The 15,984-nt window shown below is 54.6% G+C and carries 17 protein-coding genes; 12 read left to right on the forward strand and 5 right to left on the reverse strand.

Features of this window, described 5'->3' with window-relative positions; genetic code table 11:
- Positions 1–24 precede the first annotated feature (24 nt).
- The gene (locus ACFQ14_RS14815) at positions 25–1,149 is read left to right on the forward strand and encodes an ATP-dependent DNA helicase (RefSeq protein WP_377213526.1); all 1,125 of its coding nucleotides are present in this window, start codon (positions 25–27) and stop codon (positions 1,147–1,149) included.
- A 90-nt stretch (positions 1,150–1,239) separates the two neighbouring features.
- Positions 1,240–1,674, forward strand: a complete 435-nt coding sequence (locus ACFQ14_RS14820) for a hypothetical protein (RefSeq protein WP_377213527.1) — start codon at positions 1,240–1,242, stop codon at positions 1,672–1,674.
- Here the strand turns inward: ACFQ14_RS14820 and ACFQ14_RS14825 are convergent.
- Positions 1,671–2,513 (reverse strand): heme-dependent oxidative N-demethylase family protein, encoded by an 843-nt coding sequence (locus ACFQ14_RS14825; RefSeq protein ID WP_377213528.1) that lies wholly within the window; start codon positions 2,511–2,513, stop codon positions 1,671–1,673. The genes ACFQ14_RS14820 and ACFQ14_RS14825 overlap by 4 nt on opposite strands.
- Positions 2,514–2,638: 125 nt before the next feature.
- Here ACFQ14_RS14825 and ACFQ14_RS14830 point away from each other — a divergent pair, with 125 nt between their 5' ends.
- The 3 genes from ACFQ14_RS14830 (at position 2,639) to ilvC (ending at position 5,744) form a co-directional block, all read left to right on the forward strand.
- Positions 2,639–3,388 carry a pyridoxine 5'-phosphate synthase gene (locus ACFQ14_RS14830; protein WP_377213529.1) on the forward strand — a complete coding sequence of 250 codons (750 nt, stop codon included), beginning with the start codon at positions 2,639–2,641 and terminating at the stop codon, positions 3,386–3,388.
- 2 nt (positions 3,389–3,390) lie between these two features.
- Complete coding sequence (locus ACFQ14_RS14835) at positions 3,391–4,617, forward strand: FAD-dependent oxidoreductase (protein WP_377213530.1); 1,227 nt, start codon at positions 3,391–3,393, stop codon at positions 4,615–4,617.
- A gap of 107 nt (positions 4,618–4,724) precedes the next feature.
- Positions 4,725–5,744, forward strand: a complete 1,020-nt coding sequence (gene ilvC / locus ACFQ14_RS14840; protein WP_377213531.1) for a ketol-acid reductoisomerase — start codon at positions 4,725–4,727, stop codon at positions 5,742–5,744.
- A gap of 199 nt (positions 5,745–5,943) precedes the next feature.
- On the opposite strand, the gene ACFQ14_RS14845 is transcribed toward ilvC, so the two are convergent.
- Together ACFQ14_RS14845 and ACFQ14_RS14850 are read right to left on the reverse strand one after the other, a co-directional pair.
- On the reverse strand, positions 5,944–6,246 hold the full coding sequence (locus ACFQ14_RS14845; RefSeq protein WP_377213532.1) for a BA14K family protein: 303 nt from the start codon (positions 6,244–6,246) through the stop codon (positions 5,944–5,946).
- Between the two features lie 193 nt (positions 6,247–6,439).
- Positions 6,440–6,784, reverse strand: coding sequence for a hypothetical protein (locus ACFQ14_RS14850; protein ID WP_377213533.1), 345 nt, complete (start codon positions 6,782–6,784; stop codon positions 6,440–6,442).
- A 110-nt stretch (positions 6,785–6,894) separates the two neighbouring features.
- Here ACFQ14_RS14850 and ACFQ14_RS14855 point away from each other — a divergent pair, with 110 nt between their 5' ends.
- The 6 genes from ACFQ14_RS14855 (at position 6,895) to ltaE (ending at position 13,333) form a co-directional block, all read left to right on the forward strand.
- On the forward strand, positions 6,895–8,040 hold the full coding sequence (locus ACFQ14_RS14855) for an endonuclease/exonuclease/phosphatase family protein (RefSeq protein ID WP_377213534.1): 1,146 nt from the start codon (positions 6,895–6,897) through the stop codon (positions 8,038–8,040).
- Positions 8,041–8,074: 34 nt separating this feature from the next.
- Entirely contained in the window at positions 8,075–9,337 is a 1,263-nt protein-coding gene (locus ACFQ14_RS14860) for a cation:proton antiporter (RefSeq protein WP_377213535.1), read from the forward strand.
- 9 nt (positions 9,338–9,346) lie between these two features.
- On the forward strand, positions 9,347–10,249 hold the full coding sequence (locus ACFQ14_RS14865) for a PhzF family phenazine biosynthesis protein (protein ID WP_377213536.1): 903 nt from the start codon (positions 9,347–9,349) through the stop codon (positions 10,247–10,249).
- On the forward strand, positions 10,246–11,493 hold the full coding sequence (locus ACFQ14_RS14870; RefSeq protein ID WP_377213537.1) for a cytochrome-c peroxidase: 1,248 nt from the start codon (positions 10,246–10,248) through the stop codon (positions 11,491–11,493). Before ACFQ14_RS14865 ends, ACFQ14_RS14870 begins: the two co-directional genes overlap by 4 nt.
- A 164-nt stretch (positions 11,494–11,657) precedes the next feature.
- Complete coding sequence (locus ACFQ14_RS14875; RefSeq protein ID WP_377213538.1) at positions 11,658–12,269, forward strand: hypothetical protein; 612 nt, start codon at positions 11,658–11,660, stop codon at positions 12,267–12,269.
- Between the two features lie 14 nt (positions 12,270–12,283).
- Positions 12,284–13,333, forward strand: a complete 1,050-nt coding sequence (gene ltaE / locus ACFQ14_RS14880; protein ID WP_377213539.1) for a low-specificity L-threonine aldolase — start codon at positions 12,284–12,286, stop codon at positions 13,331–13,333.
- Positions 13,334–13,335: 2 nt separating this feature from the next.
- Here ltaE and ACFQ14_RS14885 read toward each other — a convergent pair whose 3' ends face one another.
- Complete coding sequence (locus ACFQ14_RS14885; RefSeq protein ID WP_377213694.1) at positions 13,336–14,916, reverse strand: SulP family inorganic anion transporter; 1,581 nt, start codon at positions 14,914–14,916, stop codon at positions 13,336–13,338.
- Positions 14,917–15,111: 195 nt separating this feature from the next.
- Between ACFQ14_RS14885 and ACFQ14_RS14890 the strand changes: the two genes are divergently transcribed.
- On the forward strand, positions 15,112–15,393 hold the full coding sequence (locus tag ACFQ14_RS14890) for a hypothetical protein (protein ID WP_377213540.1): 282 nt from the start codon (positions 15,112–15,114) through the stop codon (positions 15,391–15,393).
- A gap of 3 nt (positions 15,394–15,396) precedes the next feature.
- On the opposite strand, the gene ACFQ14_RS14895 is transcribed toward ACFQ14_RS14890, so the two are convergent.
- Positions 15,397–15,981: a transglutaminase-like cysteine peptidase gene (locus tag ACFQ14_RS14895; RefSeq protein WP_377213541.1), complete on the reverse strand. Its 585-nt coding sequence runs from the start codon at positions 15,979–15,981 to the stop codon at positions 15,397–15,399.
- Positions 15,982–15,984 lie beyond the last annotated feature (3 nt).

A 15,984-nucleotide genomic window follows, 5' to 3' on the forward strand; every position in this document is an offset into this window, starting at 1 on the left:
ATTCGAACAATCGGTGAGTTGCGCGTGAAATTCTCTCCTGAGCAGGACGATGCGCTCGTATCCGTCTCCCGCTGGCTGAAGCAAGGCTATCCGCAGGTCTATCGACTGTTCGGATATGCAGGAACTGGCAAAACCACCCTTGCGCGGCATTTGGCTGAAAATGTCGACGGCGATGTGCTGTTTGCTGCCTTTACGGGCAAAGCGGCGCTCGTTTTGCGTTCGCGTGGGGCGAAAGGTGCCAGCACCATCCACTCGCTGATCTATCGCCCCCGTGGCGAGGAATTGGTAGAGGATGAAGACACCGGCAAGTCGTCCATGGCGCCGCTTTTCACACTGAACCGTCAAAGCCCGGTCTCTAAAGCCGCACTGATCGTGGTGGACGAATGTTCGATGGTTGATGAGCAATTGGGTCAGGATTTGCTTTCCTTCGGCACGCCCGTTTTGGTGCTGGGTGACCCTGGGCAATTGCCACCTGTTTCCGGTGGTGGGTTTTTCACGGACCATGAGCCGGATTTTCTTTTGGAGAACATTCACCGCCAAGCGCGGGACAATCCGATTATCGATCTTGCACAGATGGCGCGGGAGGGCCGTGAAATCCCTTACGGGCAGTATGGTGACAGCAAGGTGATTGGTCGCGGGGAAGTGGATCAAGCGGACGTTCTCGCTGCCGATCAGGTTCTAGTCGGCATCAACAAAACACGCCGACGCTATAACCAACGGCTGCGCGACTTGAAGGACTTCCAAGGCCCGATTCCTGCTGCTGGCGACAAGCTGGTGGCGCTGCGAAATGACCCAACAAAAGGGCTTTTGAACGGCTCGCTCTGGAAAGTCGTTTCTGCACCGAATTCGGCCAAGGCGTTCATGAACCTGCTGGTTCGTTCCGAAGATGAAGGGCTTGAGCAGGTGTCGGCCAAAATCAAAGTTTTGAAAGCAGCTTTCGAAGACCCCGACGCAGAAATTCCGTGGCAGATGAAGCGTCGTTATGACGACTTTGACTACGGCTATGCGCTTACCGTGCACAAATCGCAGGGTTCGCAGTGGGATGATGTCTATCTGTTCAACGAAAGCTATGCCTTTCGCGAACATTCCGACCGCTGGCTTTACACGGCCATCACGCGTGCTTCAGAGCGCATAACGATTGTGCGCTAAGCCAAATATTGAGCAAGATCAGCTAGTTGTAATTTAACGGATTCGCAACCCGTTATACATACAATTTGAAGCAAGTTTGAAGGACTTGTTATGCGTTTCTATCTTGCAATCGTCTTGTCGGCATTCTTTGGCCTGCAATCAATAAACATCGCAGCTGCCTCTTCGTTGGACATGTCAGGTATCCTGATTTTTCAAGGCACGATTTTCGCGCGCAGCGTGTTCATGCGCTGGGCGACTTTCGGCACGGGCATTATTGCGGTGCTGTTCTTTTTTGCCATGAAATATCAAGATCGGCTGAACGCCAAGTATGCTCAAAAATACGACCAGCACGTTGAAGAAGTGAACAAAGACAAAAAGCGCCGTGATCGCGTCGATATGGTGTTGAGAAACGGCAAGCAGGAAAAACCCTGTTATGTGGTCTACCCCTGTGGTCGGGTGGAAAGTCCGCAAGAGGCAGAAATACGAATCGCGAAAGCCAAAGCTATGGCTAAACCCCGCAAGAAAGGCTTTAGCAGCAGGGCTTAGGCACCTATTGCCTCTGCAAGAACGGTTTTCAACCGCTCGCGGTTGCCCGCTAGCCCTTTGTAAGCCAGCCCTTCTTCGCTCAATTCGTCCACGTTTCGTACCAAATGTTGCAGATAGGCCCGACCGTTCGGCGTAGCAGCCAATTGCGACACAGATCGAACCAGAATTTTCACCGTGAACAGAACATCGTCCGAAAGTGGCAACTTGTGCAAAGTTTGATATTCGCACCGAATGTGAACTGTGCCAGCCAGCTTGTCGGCCTTGTAGGCCGCTCCTCGCTGGTTGAGTTTGCGTTCGTGGCGTAGCTCGTCGTCGCCTTCAATCGCCCAATTTTCCCGCCAAAGCGGTTGCTCGGGGCGCAGCATGTCGAAAATCCGGCGGATGCGCTCACCTGTTTTGCCCGCCATGTGTGGCACCGGCTGATGGATGACTTCGAGCGGGTGACCAAATTTCTCCGACAGGTTCCACGAGGAGGGAAAACACAGCGACGCTGCGGCCAACCGCCAGCCGTCGTCGCTGCGGCGCATCAATATTAGATCGTCTTGAATGCCAAGCGCGGCTACCGCCATCGGGCCAAGGGCTGAAAACTCCGCTTCTAAAGTTTCTTGGTTAGCGTAGGGCGAAGTGAGCGCCGCAACGAGTTCTTTGATTTCTTGCTGTGCTTCCAGTGTATCGTCCTGCGCGCGGACGACTTCATTGGGGATCGAACGGTAGAGTGCGATCTTTTCTGCTCGGTATCGTTCTGCTTCGCCGTCTTGGTGCAAGGCGTGGCCTGGCGTTAGCGGCTTCAAACCAATGCCAAAAGCTGAAGGAGCGGTTGTGAACGGTTGAAACTGCATTGCGCTGGTTTGACCAATGGATGATTGATGAAGGCTTGGTGCAAGATCAGGTTTAGAGGATTGCAGCGCGTTGGGGGAAGCCCCATGGTTCTGTTATCGATTCAAAGCTTTTCGGCGTCTCGCCCATGTCTGTTTGTCTTTCCGTTAATTTGAACGCCGTTGCCCAATTGCGAAACCGCCGCGATTTGCCTTGGCCAAGCGTTGTTGGCCTTGGTCGGATTTGCCTTGAGGCGGGCGCGCACGGATTAACCGTGCACCCGCGCCCCGACCAGCGCCATACGCGGTTTTCCGATCTTCCTGATTTGCGGGCTCTGATTGATGACGAATTTCCTGAGGCAGAATTTAATGTCGAAGGCTATCCGACCGAGGAATTTCTCGCACTTGTTGAGGCCAACCAGCCGGAGCAGGTGACCCTAGTGCCGGACGACCCTTCGCAGGCAACATCCGATCATGGCTGGGATTTTGTTGCCAACCACAACTTCCTGACGCCGATTGTGGCGCGGCTCAAAAAGGGTGGGATGCGCGTTTCACTGTTTGCCGATGCTGATCCGTCTCAAGTGCAAGCGGCTAAGGAAACAGGTGCGGACAGGATCGAGTTGTATACTGGTCCCTACGGCGGCACCCATGATGACCCGGTAGCAGCCGCCGCTGAGATTGAGCGGCTTGGTGCAACGGCGGATGCGGCTTTGGCTTTGGGGCTGGGGGTGAATGCTGGGCACGATTTGACGGTTGCCAATCTGCCGCCGCTGGTGGCGCGGATACCAGAATTGGCCGAGGTTTCTATTGGGCACGGTTTTACAGCCGATGCGTTGGAGTTTGGCATGGCGGAAACCACAAGACGTTTCCTTGCCGCTTGCGGGCACGTATCGGCTTAACCGTGGACAAGAAGCTCTCCATTGCAATTGCCGGAGCTGGCATGAGCGCATTGGCGGTTGCGCTGTTTCTGCACCGTGCCGGTCACAGCGTTTGCATCTATGAGGCTTTCGAAAAGCCTGCGCCTGTTGGTTCCGGCCTGATGCTCCAGCCCACCGGGCTTTCCGTGCTGGCAGAGCTTGGCTTGGCTGATGCAATATTGAGTATGGGCAACCGTATCGACCGACTGGTCGGAAACGACGCTGCGTCTGGCCGTGTTGTGCTGGATGTGAGCTATGAGCGCCAAAAGACCGGACGCTTCGGTCTTGCCGTTCACCGCACCGCGCTTTTCGATGTGCTTTACAAGGCTGTGAAAGCGGAAGGCATAGAAATGCGATTTTCGCATCCGGTCACAGATCGTGAGGAGCAAGGTGACAAGGTTTCCCCGCTCGTAGACGGGCAAGCACAGCAGCCTGTGGACTTGCTGATCGATTGTTGTGGGGGGCATTCACCTTTGCGCCGATCCGTGTTGCCGTATGTTGAGCAACGCAAGCTTGCCTATGGCGCGTTTTGGACGACGCTGGATTGGGTAGGCGAAGCGTTTGACCCGCATGCGCTTCAGCAGCGCTATGACAAAGCCAGCGTCATGATCGGCGTTTTGCCGGTAGGATATTGCCCCGGCGAGTCCTCAAAGAAGGCCGCGTTCTTTTGGAGTTTGAAAGCCTGCGATGCCGATGACGTGCGCGCTGAGGGGATCGACGCTTGGAAAGGAAAGGTGCGGGGCTATTGGCCGCAAACCGCGCCTTACCTCGATCAAATATCCGATTTTGACCAACTCACACTGGCCGGATACGGCCACCACACGCTTAAAACCGTGTATACGGGCCGCGTTTTGCATCTTGGCGACAGCGCCCATTCAACCAGTCCACAATTGGGGCAGGGGGCGAATATGGCTCTGCTTGACGCTGCATCTTTCGCGTTTGCTCTTGCCGCTAGCAACAGTGTGGATGAAGCGCTTACCGCTCACCAGAAGGCACGCCGCTGGCATGTGAAGGTCTATCAGGCTTTGTCCTATCTGCTCACCCCGTTCTATCAATCCGACAGCATCGCTATTCCAAAAATGCGTGATTTGCTGATGGGAAGCGTCGCCCGAGTGCCGCCCGCTCCGGCGCTTTTAAGAGCCATGGTTGCAGGAACATTGGTCGATCCGCTCGCGCCCATTGGGCTTTCGCACTATCGAGGCAAGGATTGATGCGCTGCGCAATTGCCATTTGACGCGCACCCGTCTACACAATCGCGAACTTTGATCGGGGTTCCCCGACCAACACTCTCATTTCATTGACTTCAGGAGACGGGCCTATGCGCGTTTATTACGACCGCGATGCGGATTTGAATTTGATCAAAGGCAAAAAGGTTTGCATCATCGGTTATGGCTCGCAGGGCCGTGCCCACGCGATGAACCTTAAGGATTCCGGCGCGAAAGACGTTGTTGTCGCGCTGCGTGAAGGCTCCGCCACCGCCAAAAAAGCCGAAGCCGACGGTTTCAAGGTTATGTCTGTTGCAGACGCTGCCAAAGTCTCTGATCTGATGATGATGGCCGCTCCCGATGAGCTTCAGGCCGGTATCTGGAAAGAGAGCATTGCCGACAACATCAAGCCGGGTGCTGCCATTGCATTCGCCCACGGCCTCAACGTCCACTTCAACCTGATTGAGCCTGGCAAAGACATCGACGTGGTGATGATCGCGCCAAAAGGCCCGGGCCATACGGTTCGCGGCGAATATCAAAAAGGCGGCGGCGTGCCGTGCCTGATTGCTATCCATCAAGACGCTTCCGGCAATGCCCATGATCTTGCGCTTTCATACGCCTGTGGCGTTGGCGGCGGTCGTTCGGGTGTTATCGAGACGACATTCCAGGAAGAATGCGAAACCGATCTGTTCGGTGAGCAGGTTGTTCTTTGCGGTGGCTTGGTTGAACTCATCCGCGCCGGTTTTGAAGTGCTGGTGGAAGCCGGTTACGCACCGGAAATGGCCTATTTCGAGTGCTTGCACGAAGTGAAGCTGATCGTGGACCTGATCTACGAAGGCGGCATCGCCAACATGAACTATTCGATCTCCAACACAGCCGAATGGGGCGAATACGTCTCCGGCCCGCGCATCATCACATCGGACACCAAAGATGAAATGCGCCGCGTGTTGAAAGACATTCAAACCGGTCGCTTCACGTCGGAGTGGATGCAGGAATGGCATTCAGGTGCTGCCCGCTTCAAAGCGACCCGCCGTGGCCATGACCGTCACCAGATCGAAGAAGTCGGCGAAACGCTTCGCGGCATGATGCCTTGGATCAAATCGAACCAGTTGGTCGATAAAGACAAAAACTAATTGGATTAGAGGTTGGGCAATCCAAGGCTGTGCTTGGTTTGACCGTCCTCGCTTCGCTCTGGGCTTGGCGGCGAAGTAAAATCATAGGGGGTCAGATTTGCCTTAAGGGCTATCAAGCCTCAGCGAAACAAACAAAAAAGCCCTGCCGGCATCACGCTGGCAGGGCTTTTTTGTTGGAGATCAATCCTAAGCGTTTCGCCTATTTTCGGCAGATGCGCTCGCGGCCGTATTTGTCGATCCAAGTGTCGGAACGCTCGTCGTAGCTGCGATAAGCGGCGTAGCATCGGCGCACGTGGCGGTCCCAGCGGCGTTCGGAGCGGTCGTATTCGCGGTCGCGGCGGCGGCTCTCTCTCGCAATGATCGCGGTGCCAATGATGCCAGCGGCCAGACCTCCTGCGAAGTAACGGCCTTTTTTGCCTGCGTCTGCGTCGGTCAAAGCAGCAGGAATTGCAATTGTAATGGCGAGCGTTGCTGCAAGGGCTGTGGTGATGAGTTTCGACATGGTTTTCTTCCTCTTTATGGCCAGTCTGGGCAATTGTTGTTTTGTGGTTTTGTCCGGTGTTCCCCGGCTTGGTTTCATCATGTCAGGTCTGTTGCCATGCTTCTGTGCACTTACGCACACTGCTGAAAAGCAAAAAGCCCGGGTGTTGAGCCGGGCTTTTTCTGGCGTTTGATTTGTGCGCTGGCGCCGAATTTTAACGGTAGTGACGACGCACTTGCGCTCTGTGGCCGCGGTTGTAGTGGCGGTGTTTGTAGTAGCGACGCTTTTTGTAATAACGACGCGAATGGTAGCGGTTATCGTAACGGCGGTGGTTGCGGTAGTGTTTGTTACGATAGTGCCGATTGCGATAGTAACGGCGCTTCTTGTAGCGGCGTTCGGAGCGGGCCGTATCTGCAATAATTGCCGCACCGATAATGCCCAAAGCGATACCAGCCGCGATGCGGCGTTCACGCTTCCCAGCGTCAGCCGTTTGCATGGTGGAGCCGATAATGCCGAAGGAAAGCATGGCGGCCATCAAACCTGTGAGAATCTTGTTCATAGGAAGTCTCCTCGTTTCTGCTGCGTCTATAGAAGCATTCCCAACCTGAACCGAAACTGAACAGCCAAAAAAGGCTGTAATCGGCGCAGGGAAGAGGCCATAACAGATGCATGACTGTGCGCATCGCGACCTTCAATGCTGAAAATCTGATGGCACGGTTCGACTTTTCGGGCTGGCGGCAAGATCGTCGACGTGACCGCACCATCGCGATGGTCGATGTGGAATCGGAAAAGGAATACAAAGCGCTAGAGAGAGCGCGGGTTATCGCCCATGCGGATGATGCGCGGCAGATGACGGCCTTGGCCATTGCAGATTGTGCAGCCGATATCGTGTGCCTTCAGGAGGTGGAAGATCTCCATACGCTTGAAGCGTTTGAGGACAATTATCTCGAGCGTATGACAGGTTTGACCTATCCGCACAAAATTTGGCGGCAGGGCAACGACGGGCGCGGCATAGACGTCGCGCTGATGGCTCGCGAACGCACAGCCGATGGGCGGGAAATTGAGATTGTGCGGGTGAAATCGCACCGCAAAAGCACATTTAAGGATCTGGACGTCCACACCCGCCGTTTGGCTCAAATGGGTTACGAGCCGCACGAGCGGGTGTTTCGCCGCGATTGCCTTGAGGTCGATTTGCGTATCGGCGGCAAAATGCTGACGCTGTTCGTGTGCCATTTCAAATCCATGGGCTCATCAAAGGAAGATGGGGTGAGCGGGCGTGACTACACGATGCCCGTCCGCTTTGCCGAAGCGCAGGGCGTGCGACGCATTGTAGAGCGGAAATTTGGAACAGAGCGCGCGCCTGATATGCGTTGGATGATTTGTGGTGATTTGAACGATTACCGCGAACGACTTGTCGTTTCCGGCAGCAAATCAGAAGGCTATCGGTTCAACTTAGTGCCAGAGCCGACGAGTGGGCTTGAGCCTTTGTTTACCGATGGTTTTGCTATGGATCTGGTGCAGCGGCGGTCGGGCGATAACCGTTGGACGCTCTACTATGCAGCTGGTGGTGTGTCGGATTTGTCTGAGGTTGAGGAGCGGGAATTGCGCCATCTCGTGCAACTTGACTATTTCATGGCCTCACCGGCATTGGCGAGCAAAAACGGCAAAGCCGTTCCAGAAATCATACGGATGGGCCAGCCATATCGAACGGTTTTTCCTCCGCATCAAGATGTACCGCGTTATCCGCGAACGGGCTGGGACAGGCCGAAGGCGTCTGATCATTGCCCTGTTGTCGTGTCTTTGAAAATGCTTTGATCGGACTTCGCCGAACTCGGAACCGTCGCTTGTCATGACACTGTCACTTTTTGAAATCGCCGCCCTTCTGCTGGTGCTGTCCAGCTTCTTTGGGTGGTTCAACCACACCGTATTGAAATTGCCTCACACGATTGGCCTGCTTGTAATGGCGTTAATTTCGTCATTGGTCTTGTTGGGTGTCCAGAAACTGTTTCCCGCGCTGGGCATCACAGACACACTACAGGCTGCCATTGGGCAGATTGATTTTTACGCCACTGTTATGGAAGGCATGTTGGCGTTCCTGCTTTTTGCAGGTGCACTGCACGTGGATTTTTCGTTCTTGCGCACCCAGGCGTGGGCGATTGGGTTAATGGCGACGGTTGGCGTTATTCTGTCAACCTTCATTGTCGGTTTCGGATTCTATTATCTAACAGGTCTTCTTGGTGTTCAGGTGCCTTTGCTTTGGGCGCTTGTCTTTGGCGCGCTAATTTCACCCACCGATCCAGTAGCTGTCTTGAGTCTGCTGAAATCGATCAATGTGCCTCATGCGCTGGAAGCCAAGATTGCTGGCGAATCGCTGTTTAACGATGGTGTCGGCGTGGTTGTCTTTACCATTCTTCTTGCGATTGCGATGGGCGAGGGAGGTGCGCAGGTTACAGCTTTGGAAGTGGCGGAACTGTTCTTCGTTGAAGCTATTGGCGGCGCGGTGTTGGGTCTTGTTACAGGCTGGATTGCATATCGTGCTATGGCGATGATGGATGATTACACCCTTGAAATTCTCATCACGCTGGGCATCGTTGCAGGAACCTATGCGCTTGCTCTACGGCTGCATTTGTCTGGTCCTATTGCCGTTGTTCTGACGGGGTTGCTGGTGGGAAACCGTGGCGCGCGGCTTGGTATGAGCGAAGAAACCCGGTCTAACCTCTTCGGCTTCTGGGAGTTGATCGATGAAATCCTGAACTCTGTTCTGTTCCTGCTCATTGGCCTTGAAGTGCTCGTGATTGCTCTTGATCCTTCTTTCGGATGGGTGGCGGGTGCAACGATACCTTTGGTTTTGTTTGCGCGGTTTATCTCGGTGTCGCTTCCGATTTTGCTGTTGTCGCTGCGGCGAAACTTTACTGCTGGTGCCATCCCCGTTTTGACATGGGGTGGATTGCGCGGCGGCATATCGGTGGCGCTAGCCTTATCGCTTCCGACGATGGCGCATAAGCCGGTTATGCTGGCAGCCACCTATGCTGTTGTGCTTTTTTCCATCATTGTGCAGGGACTGACTGTTAAACCATTGGTCAGTGCGACCGTTGATCCGACACTTGTTTGAGGAAAATTCATGACCCGTCGTTTTGCTATCTTTGACGTTTTTGCGGAGCAGAAGGCTGGTGGCAACCAGCTTGCAGTCGTTTATGACAGTGAAGGCTTGGACAGTGATGCAATGCAAACGATTGCGACTGAGTTCGGGTTTTCGGAAACGGTGTTTCTCGCTGAGCCAGAAAATGGTGCTCACAGTGCTAGGGTGAGAATTTTCACACCGAAAAACGAATTGCCCTTTGCTGGCCATCCTACAGTTGGTGCTGCGGTGGCGGTTGCGCGGGAACAGGGAATTGACACGCTAGGGCAGGGGATCGTTGTGCTGGAGGAAAATGTAGGTCCCATGCGCTGCGGCGTTCGCTTTGACGAAGCTGGTGCTTTTGCGGAATTTGATCTGCCAAAGATCGCCAAACGTTTGGTGCCCCCGGGAGATAAAGAGAAGGCGGCTCTGGCACTTGGACTCGACGTTGCTGATATCGGCTTTGAAAACCATCTGCTTTCCAGCTTTGACGGCGGTTTGCCTTATGAATTGGTGCCTGTGAAGGACTTGGATGCCGCAGCACGCGCTGCGCCGAACATGGTCTATTGGCGTGATGCTTTTGGCACGCACAGCCACAATTGCGCTTATGTTTATTGCCGCGATACTGTCGGGCACGAAAACCAGTTTCATGCCCGCATGTTCGCGCCAGACAGCGGGATTCCAGAAGACCCTGCAACAGGTTCTGCCGTGTCTTCGTTTGCGCGTGCCGTCGCTTTGTTTGACGATTTGCCCGATGGTCTGCATTCATTTCGCATCGAACAGGGCATCGAAATGGGGCGCCCTTCCGTCATTCAGTTGGAAATTGATATGGAAGACGGTGCGATGAGCGGCGGGCGGATTGGCGGAATGGTGCGTCTGTTTGCCAATGGAGAATTGGTGGATTGAACGCAACTCTGTGCATCTTGACTGGGTGTCTTGCGCTAATTGCCAGCGCCTCGACCCCTTCCGCGCAGACACTGCCAATGCCGGTCTCCGAGCAAGAATACCGCCCTGTTGAGCCTGCAAAGGCACGGTTGGGGCAAATGTTGTTTTACGACCGCGTGCTTTCCGGCACTTATCGTGTGTCTTGCGCCACCTGTCACAATCATGATCGTGGCTCGTCAAATGGCTACCGACTCGATGGCGCGCCAGAGATGACATTTGACGAAATGGCAACCAATGGCGTTTCGCCTTGGGCACCGTTTGCTCCTTCGTCGCGCCACGCGCCAGCATTGTTTAATCTGGGCGCTTACGAGTTCGATACGCTGTTCTCCGATGGGCGGGTGCAGTTGAAAGACGGGCAATTGATTGTGCCGCCGGAGGCTAAACTGCCCGATGGCGTAACCGATGTTTTGGCTGCGCAATCGCTGTTTCCGACCATCACCAGCGATGAATTGACCGGAACCCAAGGCAGCGATTTGGCTCAATCCAATCATAGCGCGATCTGGGATGCGCTGGTGGCGCGGGTGGCAGATTTGCCGGATTACACCCCATTTTTCAACGCCGCTTTTGATGATGTGGCAGCGTCGCAAGACATCCGAATCGATCACATAGCCAATGCCTTGGGCGCGTTTGTCGCAAGCGAGTGGCGCAGCGATAACGCGCCCTTTGATCGATATTTGAGAGGTGATGCGACTGCGCTTTCAATGCAACAACAACGGGGTATGAAGTTGTTTTATGGAGAGGCTGGATGCAACGTTTGCCACAGCGGTTCTTTTCAAACCGACCATGGCTTTCACGCCGCGTTCCTCACAGCTCCGCAACACAAGTCCGAGGCGGAAAAGGGTGACAGGCCTCGATGGCTTGGGCGTATGAATGTCACTGGCGATGCGAAAGATCTGATGAAAGTGCGCACGCCGAGCCTTCGAAATGTGGCTCGCACGGCTCCTTATGGTTTGGCAGGGCAATATGAGACCTTGGAGGAACTGATGCGTGTTCATGCAGGCGGTTTCGATGCAGTGAAAATTGGCAGCTACAGACCTGCTGATTCTGACACCGAGATGGACATCAGGGTGCGCCGCGTTGAACGCGCATCGCTCGAGGAGCAGAAAGACCTCATCGCCTTTCTCGAAAGCCTGACCGATGAAGCCGGTCTGGCTGGTCGTTTGGGCAAACCGGAAGCCGTGCCCAGTTCGCTTGCAATCGATTGATTGGTCAGCAGACGTTTCCGCGCAATTTAGTGTTGCGGAGCCATTGTCTCTTTTGTCAATTCGGGTTTTGAATTGTCGACCCGGAGATAAAGGCCAAGAATGTGACGCAAGCAACGCGAATTGAAGACGCAGATACCCAGCGGATGAAATCTTGGTTGTCCAAAATGCCCGACACCGAGTCAGTCGCTCGCTTTCAGGCGGGACCGGGTATCGAAAAACTGGACCTATCTTTCGATATCGACAAGCTGCGTGAGGCGCTGGACATTTGTTTGAAGCGCACGGAATTCAAAGGTGATCTAGCTGCCGGATTTGGCGCGTTTTCGCTCACGCGACGGCCTGGAGTAGAGGTGGAAACGCCGAATGATCTATCGGGTCTTTTTTTCACGCGGGTAGACGATAGCTACGAAGAAGTGCGGCGCGAGGAAGTGGTGGATGAAAGTCGTTTCACCGAATTCGTGCCTGCCTTTGCTGGCACCTATTTTGAGCATGTTCATACGGAACTTACCCGTCGCTTTGAAATTGGGCGAATGCGGGTGCTTTCCAAAGGGCAATACAATTGCAACTCATGGCACCGCGATCCGGAGCCTCGGCTGCACATTCCTATTCTTTCGAACCCAGGATCGCTGTTTATCGTGAACCACCATGTGACGCATCTTCCGGCCGATGGATCGGTGTATTTCACCGACACGCGCGGCTATCATACCGCTCTCAATGGTGGTGAGAGCCATCGGGTTCACGTGGTTGCGGCTTTGCCGTGGGCCGGATCACCAACTTAAACCGAGGTTTTGCCGTGTATGCCACGCTCCCCAAACTTGCTGTATCAAACCATCTGATAGACTTGCGCAGCGATACCGTCTCGCGTCCCTCTAAAGGTATGCGAGAGGCGATGGCATCTGCTGATGTGGGTGACGATGTTTATGGTGACGACCCGACTGTGACAGCGCTGGAGGAGCAGGTCGCTGATCTGCTGGGAAAGGAAGAGGCGCTTTTTGTGGCGTCTGGCACGCAGAGCAACCTCATCGCTCTGCTTTCCCATTGCGGACGGGGAGAGGAATATATTGGGGGTGTAGGGTATCATATTGCGAAATATGAGGCGGGCGGTGCGGCGGTGCTTGGTGGAATTTCGCCACGCCATCTGACGCCGGATGAGAGCGGCGCGTTGGTGCCAGAGGAAATTGAAGCTGCGGTGCAGCCGGATGATCCGCATTTCGCCATTTCGCGCTTGTTGTGTTTGGAAAATACGTTCAACGGCCGTGTACAAGATCAAGCGAAGATAGAAGCTGCCTGCGCTGTTGCGCGAGATAATGGCCTTTCGATCCATATTGATGGCGCACGTTTGCTCAACGCGGCGGTAGCAATTGGCAGATCTGCACAGGAATTGGTGGCGCCTGTTGATACGGTCTCATTGTGCCTGTCGAAAGGGTTGGGGGCGCCTGTTGGCTCCGTGCTTGCTGGCCCGAAAGACTTCATCGCCAAGGCGCGGCGAAACCGCAAGATGGTGGGCGGTGGATTGCGTCAATCCGGCGTTTTGGCCGCTTGTGGGCTTTATGCCCTGCACAACAATGTCGAACGCCTGGCCGACGACCACGCCAATGCCCGCGCGATGGCGCAAAAGTTGACCGAGATTGATGGCGTCGAGATTGATATGAACAGCGTCCAGACGAACATGATCTGGCTGCGTCTATCGAAGCGCGGTGAGGGCAGCTTTAGCACCTATATGCTGGAGCGCGGTATCATCATCGGCGAACCAGACCCTGGCATGCGCCTTGTCTGTCACCTCGATTTCAGCGCCGATGATATCGACAAGGTTGTCGATGGTTTCGCTGGTTGGCTACGCTAGGTCTAGTGACCGCCGCCCAGTGAGCCGGTTTTGATGTCGTAATCGACTGCGATTCCGTAATCGGGATCATCGTCAGAATCGACAATCAGTTGGCCGGCACGGTTCAAAAGCGAATGACAATCCCGCGATAGGTGGCGCAATTGAAGCGTCTTGCCGTTCGCCTCGTATTTCGCTGCCAGCGCTTCAATTGCTTGCAGCGCAGACTGGTCTGCTACGCGGCTCTCTAGAAAATCGATGATAACCGTATCAGGGTCTTCTTTTGGATTGAAAAGCTCGGTGAAGCTGTCGGTGGAGCCAAAGAAGAGCGGGCCTTCTAGCATGTAGATTTTTGACCCATCTTTCTCGACCGTTGAGTGTGCCTTGATGCGCGTTGCGTTGCTCCATGCGTAGGCCAGCGCCGAGACGATCACACCCACGACCACTGCGACAGCCAGATCGCTCATCACAGTGACGATGGTGACGAGAATGATCACGACAGCGTCGGTGCGGGGGATGCGGGAAAGAATTTTAAGACTCTGCCAAGCGAACGTTCCGATCACGACCATGAACATAACGCCAACCAAGGCAGCCAACGGAATTTGCTCGATCAAGCCGGAGGCAAACATGATGAAAGCCAGCAGGAACAAAGCTGCAGAAATGCCAGACAGGCGGGTGCGGCCACCCGACTTCACGTTGATCATTGATTGGCCAATCATTGCACAACCACCCATGCCACCGAAGAAGCCGGTGACTGTGTTGGCAGCGCCTTGAGCAAGGCATTCCTGTGAAGCACCGCCAGTTTTTCCAGTGATTTCGCCAACGAGATTCAGTGTCAGCAGGCTCTCAATCAAGCCAATGGCTGCGAGAATGACGGCATAGGGTAGGATGATTTGCAACGTTTCCAAGGTCAGTGGCACTTGGGGGATATGGAAAGTCGGCAAGCCACCAGCGATAGATGCCAAGTCGCCAACACGCGGAACGTCTATTCCGAAAGCGATGACGATACCGGCAACAATTCCGATGCCTGCCAGCGGGGCGGGAATTGCCTTGGTGATGCGCGGCATAAAGTGAATGAGCGCCATTGTCAGTGCCACCAATCCCAACATCGTCACAAGCGTCATGCCCGACATCCAGACTTTTGCGCCCTCCACGGTGCTGTTTGGGTCCGCCACTTTGAATTGGCTGAGTTGTGCCAAGAAAATCACGATGGCAAGGCCGTTCACAAAACCAAGCATGACCGGGTGAGGGACAAGTCGAATGAACTTGCCGAGCCGGAAGATGCCCGAAAGAATTTGTAAAATGCCCATCAGAACAACTGTTGCAAACAGATATTCCACGCCGTGCTGCGCCACGAGCGCGACCATCACAACAGCCAAAGCGCCAGTCGCACCGGAAATCATGCCTGGGCGACCGCCGAAGAGGGCGGTGATGAGGCCTACGATGAAAGCAGCATACAAACCCACAAGTGGATGCACGCCAGCCACGAAAGCAAATGCGACAGCCTCAGGCACCAGCGCAAGTGCAACTGTAAGGCCGGAGAGGACCTCCGTCTTGATGCGCGAGGGGGTGTAGACGGAGAAATCTATGCGTTCACCACGGGACATGCGTTCCGCAAAAGCTGCGATCGTTGGCTTTACCAAAACAGTTCCAATGAGTTTGGGGAGTATTTCTTCCGCCGTGTAGCGGCTGTATGGACAAAAAGAAAGGGTGTGCTGCTTTGCGACGCTTAGCGAGTTCCAAGTGTTAACGCTTCGTTAGGAAATCCACCCGCATTCTAGGGATAGCCGTAGGAGGCTGTTATGTTCGCAAAAATGTTTGCTATCGTTGCTTTCACTTTCGTTGTGCCAACTACCGGGGTTCCCGTCGATGGCGTGCAGATTGGCGAAGGCACCATTTTTTCATCGCAGACTTTGTCTGGCCAGAAGTTGGCGGGCAGGGGTGCTTTGGATGCAGGGTTGGATCCCATCGTCACCGGACGTAGCGTCACGGCTGCGCAAAAGGCGCAGTGGATCAAAATGCGGGACGCTTATCGGGCCTGCCCGGCTTGTGCGATGCAGCCGTTTCCAGGCGGCGAGCACTAAATCCTAATATCGAGCAACTTGATTGCGGCTGTCGCGGATCGAAATCCAGCGTCCGCTGTGGTTTGATGCCGTGCGCTTTACATAGCGGTAGGGAGTTTTATCCCAACGTTTGATATCTCTTTCCAGATTATCGAGCACGAAATCACCGTTTGATGTCCGCACTGTCAGCACTGCATGGCCATCACCGTTGGCTTGACGGACAACAGTGATCAACAGGTTTGCCGCCGACCACCCGCGCTGGATAAGCATGTAGCGCTTTAGCAGGACATAATCTTCGCAATCGCCATAAGAGCGGGGGTATGTCCAGTGCTCTTCGACACCGTAGAATTCTTGATCGGTGACAGGCTCCACGCCGACATTTGCGATGTTGTTCACATCCACCAAATCGTTCCAACGCAATTGTGTGAGACGTTGTGGCTCTTGATTGCCGGAAATACGTGCGCAATCGCCTTTGAATTGTTCGCAGAACACTGCATGGCCGATGGGCTGGCTGGTAAGACCGCCAAGTTTCATGCGCGATGCCGCGTCTGACTGGGTGGCACCGAACAGCGATGCTGCCAGAAGAAGCGATAGGGAGATAGAACGCATGAA

This window comes from Pseudahrensia aquimaris (genome assembly GCF_042676045.1).
Taxonomy (GTDB): Bacteria; Pseudomonadota; Alphaproteobacteria; order Rhizobiales; family Rhizobiaceae; genus Pseudahrensia; species Pseudahrensia aquimaris.

Coding starts and splice junctions, on each gene's coding strand:
- ACFQ14_RS14820 (WP_377213527.1), top strand. CDS start 1,240: ATGCGTTTCTATCTTGCAATCGTCTTGTCGGCATTCTTTGGCCTGCAA.
- ACFQ14_RS14825 (WP_377213528.1), bottom strand. CDS start 2,513: ATGCAGTTTCAACCGTTCACAACCGCTCCTTCAGCTTTTGGCATTGGT.
- ACFQ14_RS14830 (WP_377213529.1), top strand. CDS start 2,639: ATGTCTGTTTGTCTTTCCGTTAATTTGAACGCCGTTGCCCAATTGCGA.
- ilvC (WP_377213531.1), top strand. CDS start 4,725: ATGCGCGTTTATTACGACCGCGATGCGGATTTGAATTTGATCAAAGGC.
- ACFQ14_RS14845 (WP_377213532.1), bottom strand. CDS start 6,246: ATGTCGAAACTCATCACCACAGCCCTTGCAGCAACGCTCGCCATTACA.
- ACFQ14_RS14850 (WP_377213533.1), bottom strand. CDS start 6,784: ATGAACAAGATTCTCACAGGTTTGATGGCCGCCATGCTTTCCTTCGGC.
- ACFQ14_RS14855 (WP_377213534.1), top strand. CDS start 6,895: ATGACTGTGCGCATCGCGACCTTCAATGCTGAAAATCTGATGGCACGG.
- ACFQ14_RS14860 (WP_377213535.1), top strand. CDS start 8,075: ATGACACTGTCACTTTTTGAAATCGCCGCCCTTCTGCTGGTGCTGTCC.
- ACFQ14_RS14865 (WP_377213536.1), top strand. CDS start 9,347: ATGACCCGTCGTTTTGCTATCTTTGACGTTTTTGCGGAGCAGAAGGCT.
- ACFQ14_RS14875 (WP_377213538.1), top strand. CDS start 11,658: ATGCCCGACACCGAGTCAGTCGCTCGCTTTCAGGCGGGACCGGGTATC.
- ACFQ14_RS14885 (WP_377213694.1), bottom strand. CDS start 14,916: ATGTCCCGTGGTGAACGCATAGATTTCTCCGTCTACACCCCCTCGCGC.
- ACFQ14_RS14890 (WP_377213540.1), top strand. CDS start 15,112: ATGTTCGCAAAAATGTTTGCTATCGTTGCTTTCACTTTCGTTGTGCCA.
- ACFQ14_RS14895 (WP_377213541.1), bottom strand. CDS start 15,981: ATGCGTTCTATCTCCCTATCGCTTCTTCTGGCAGCATCGCTGTTCGGT.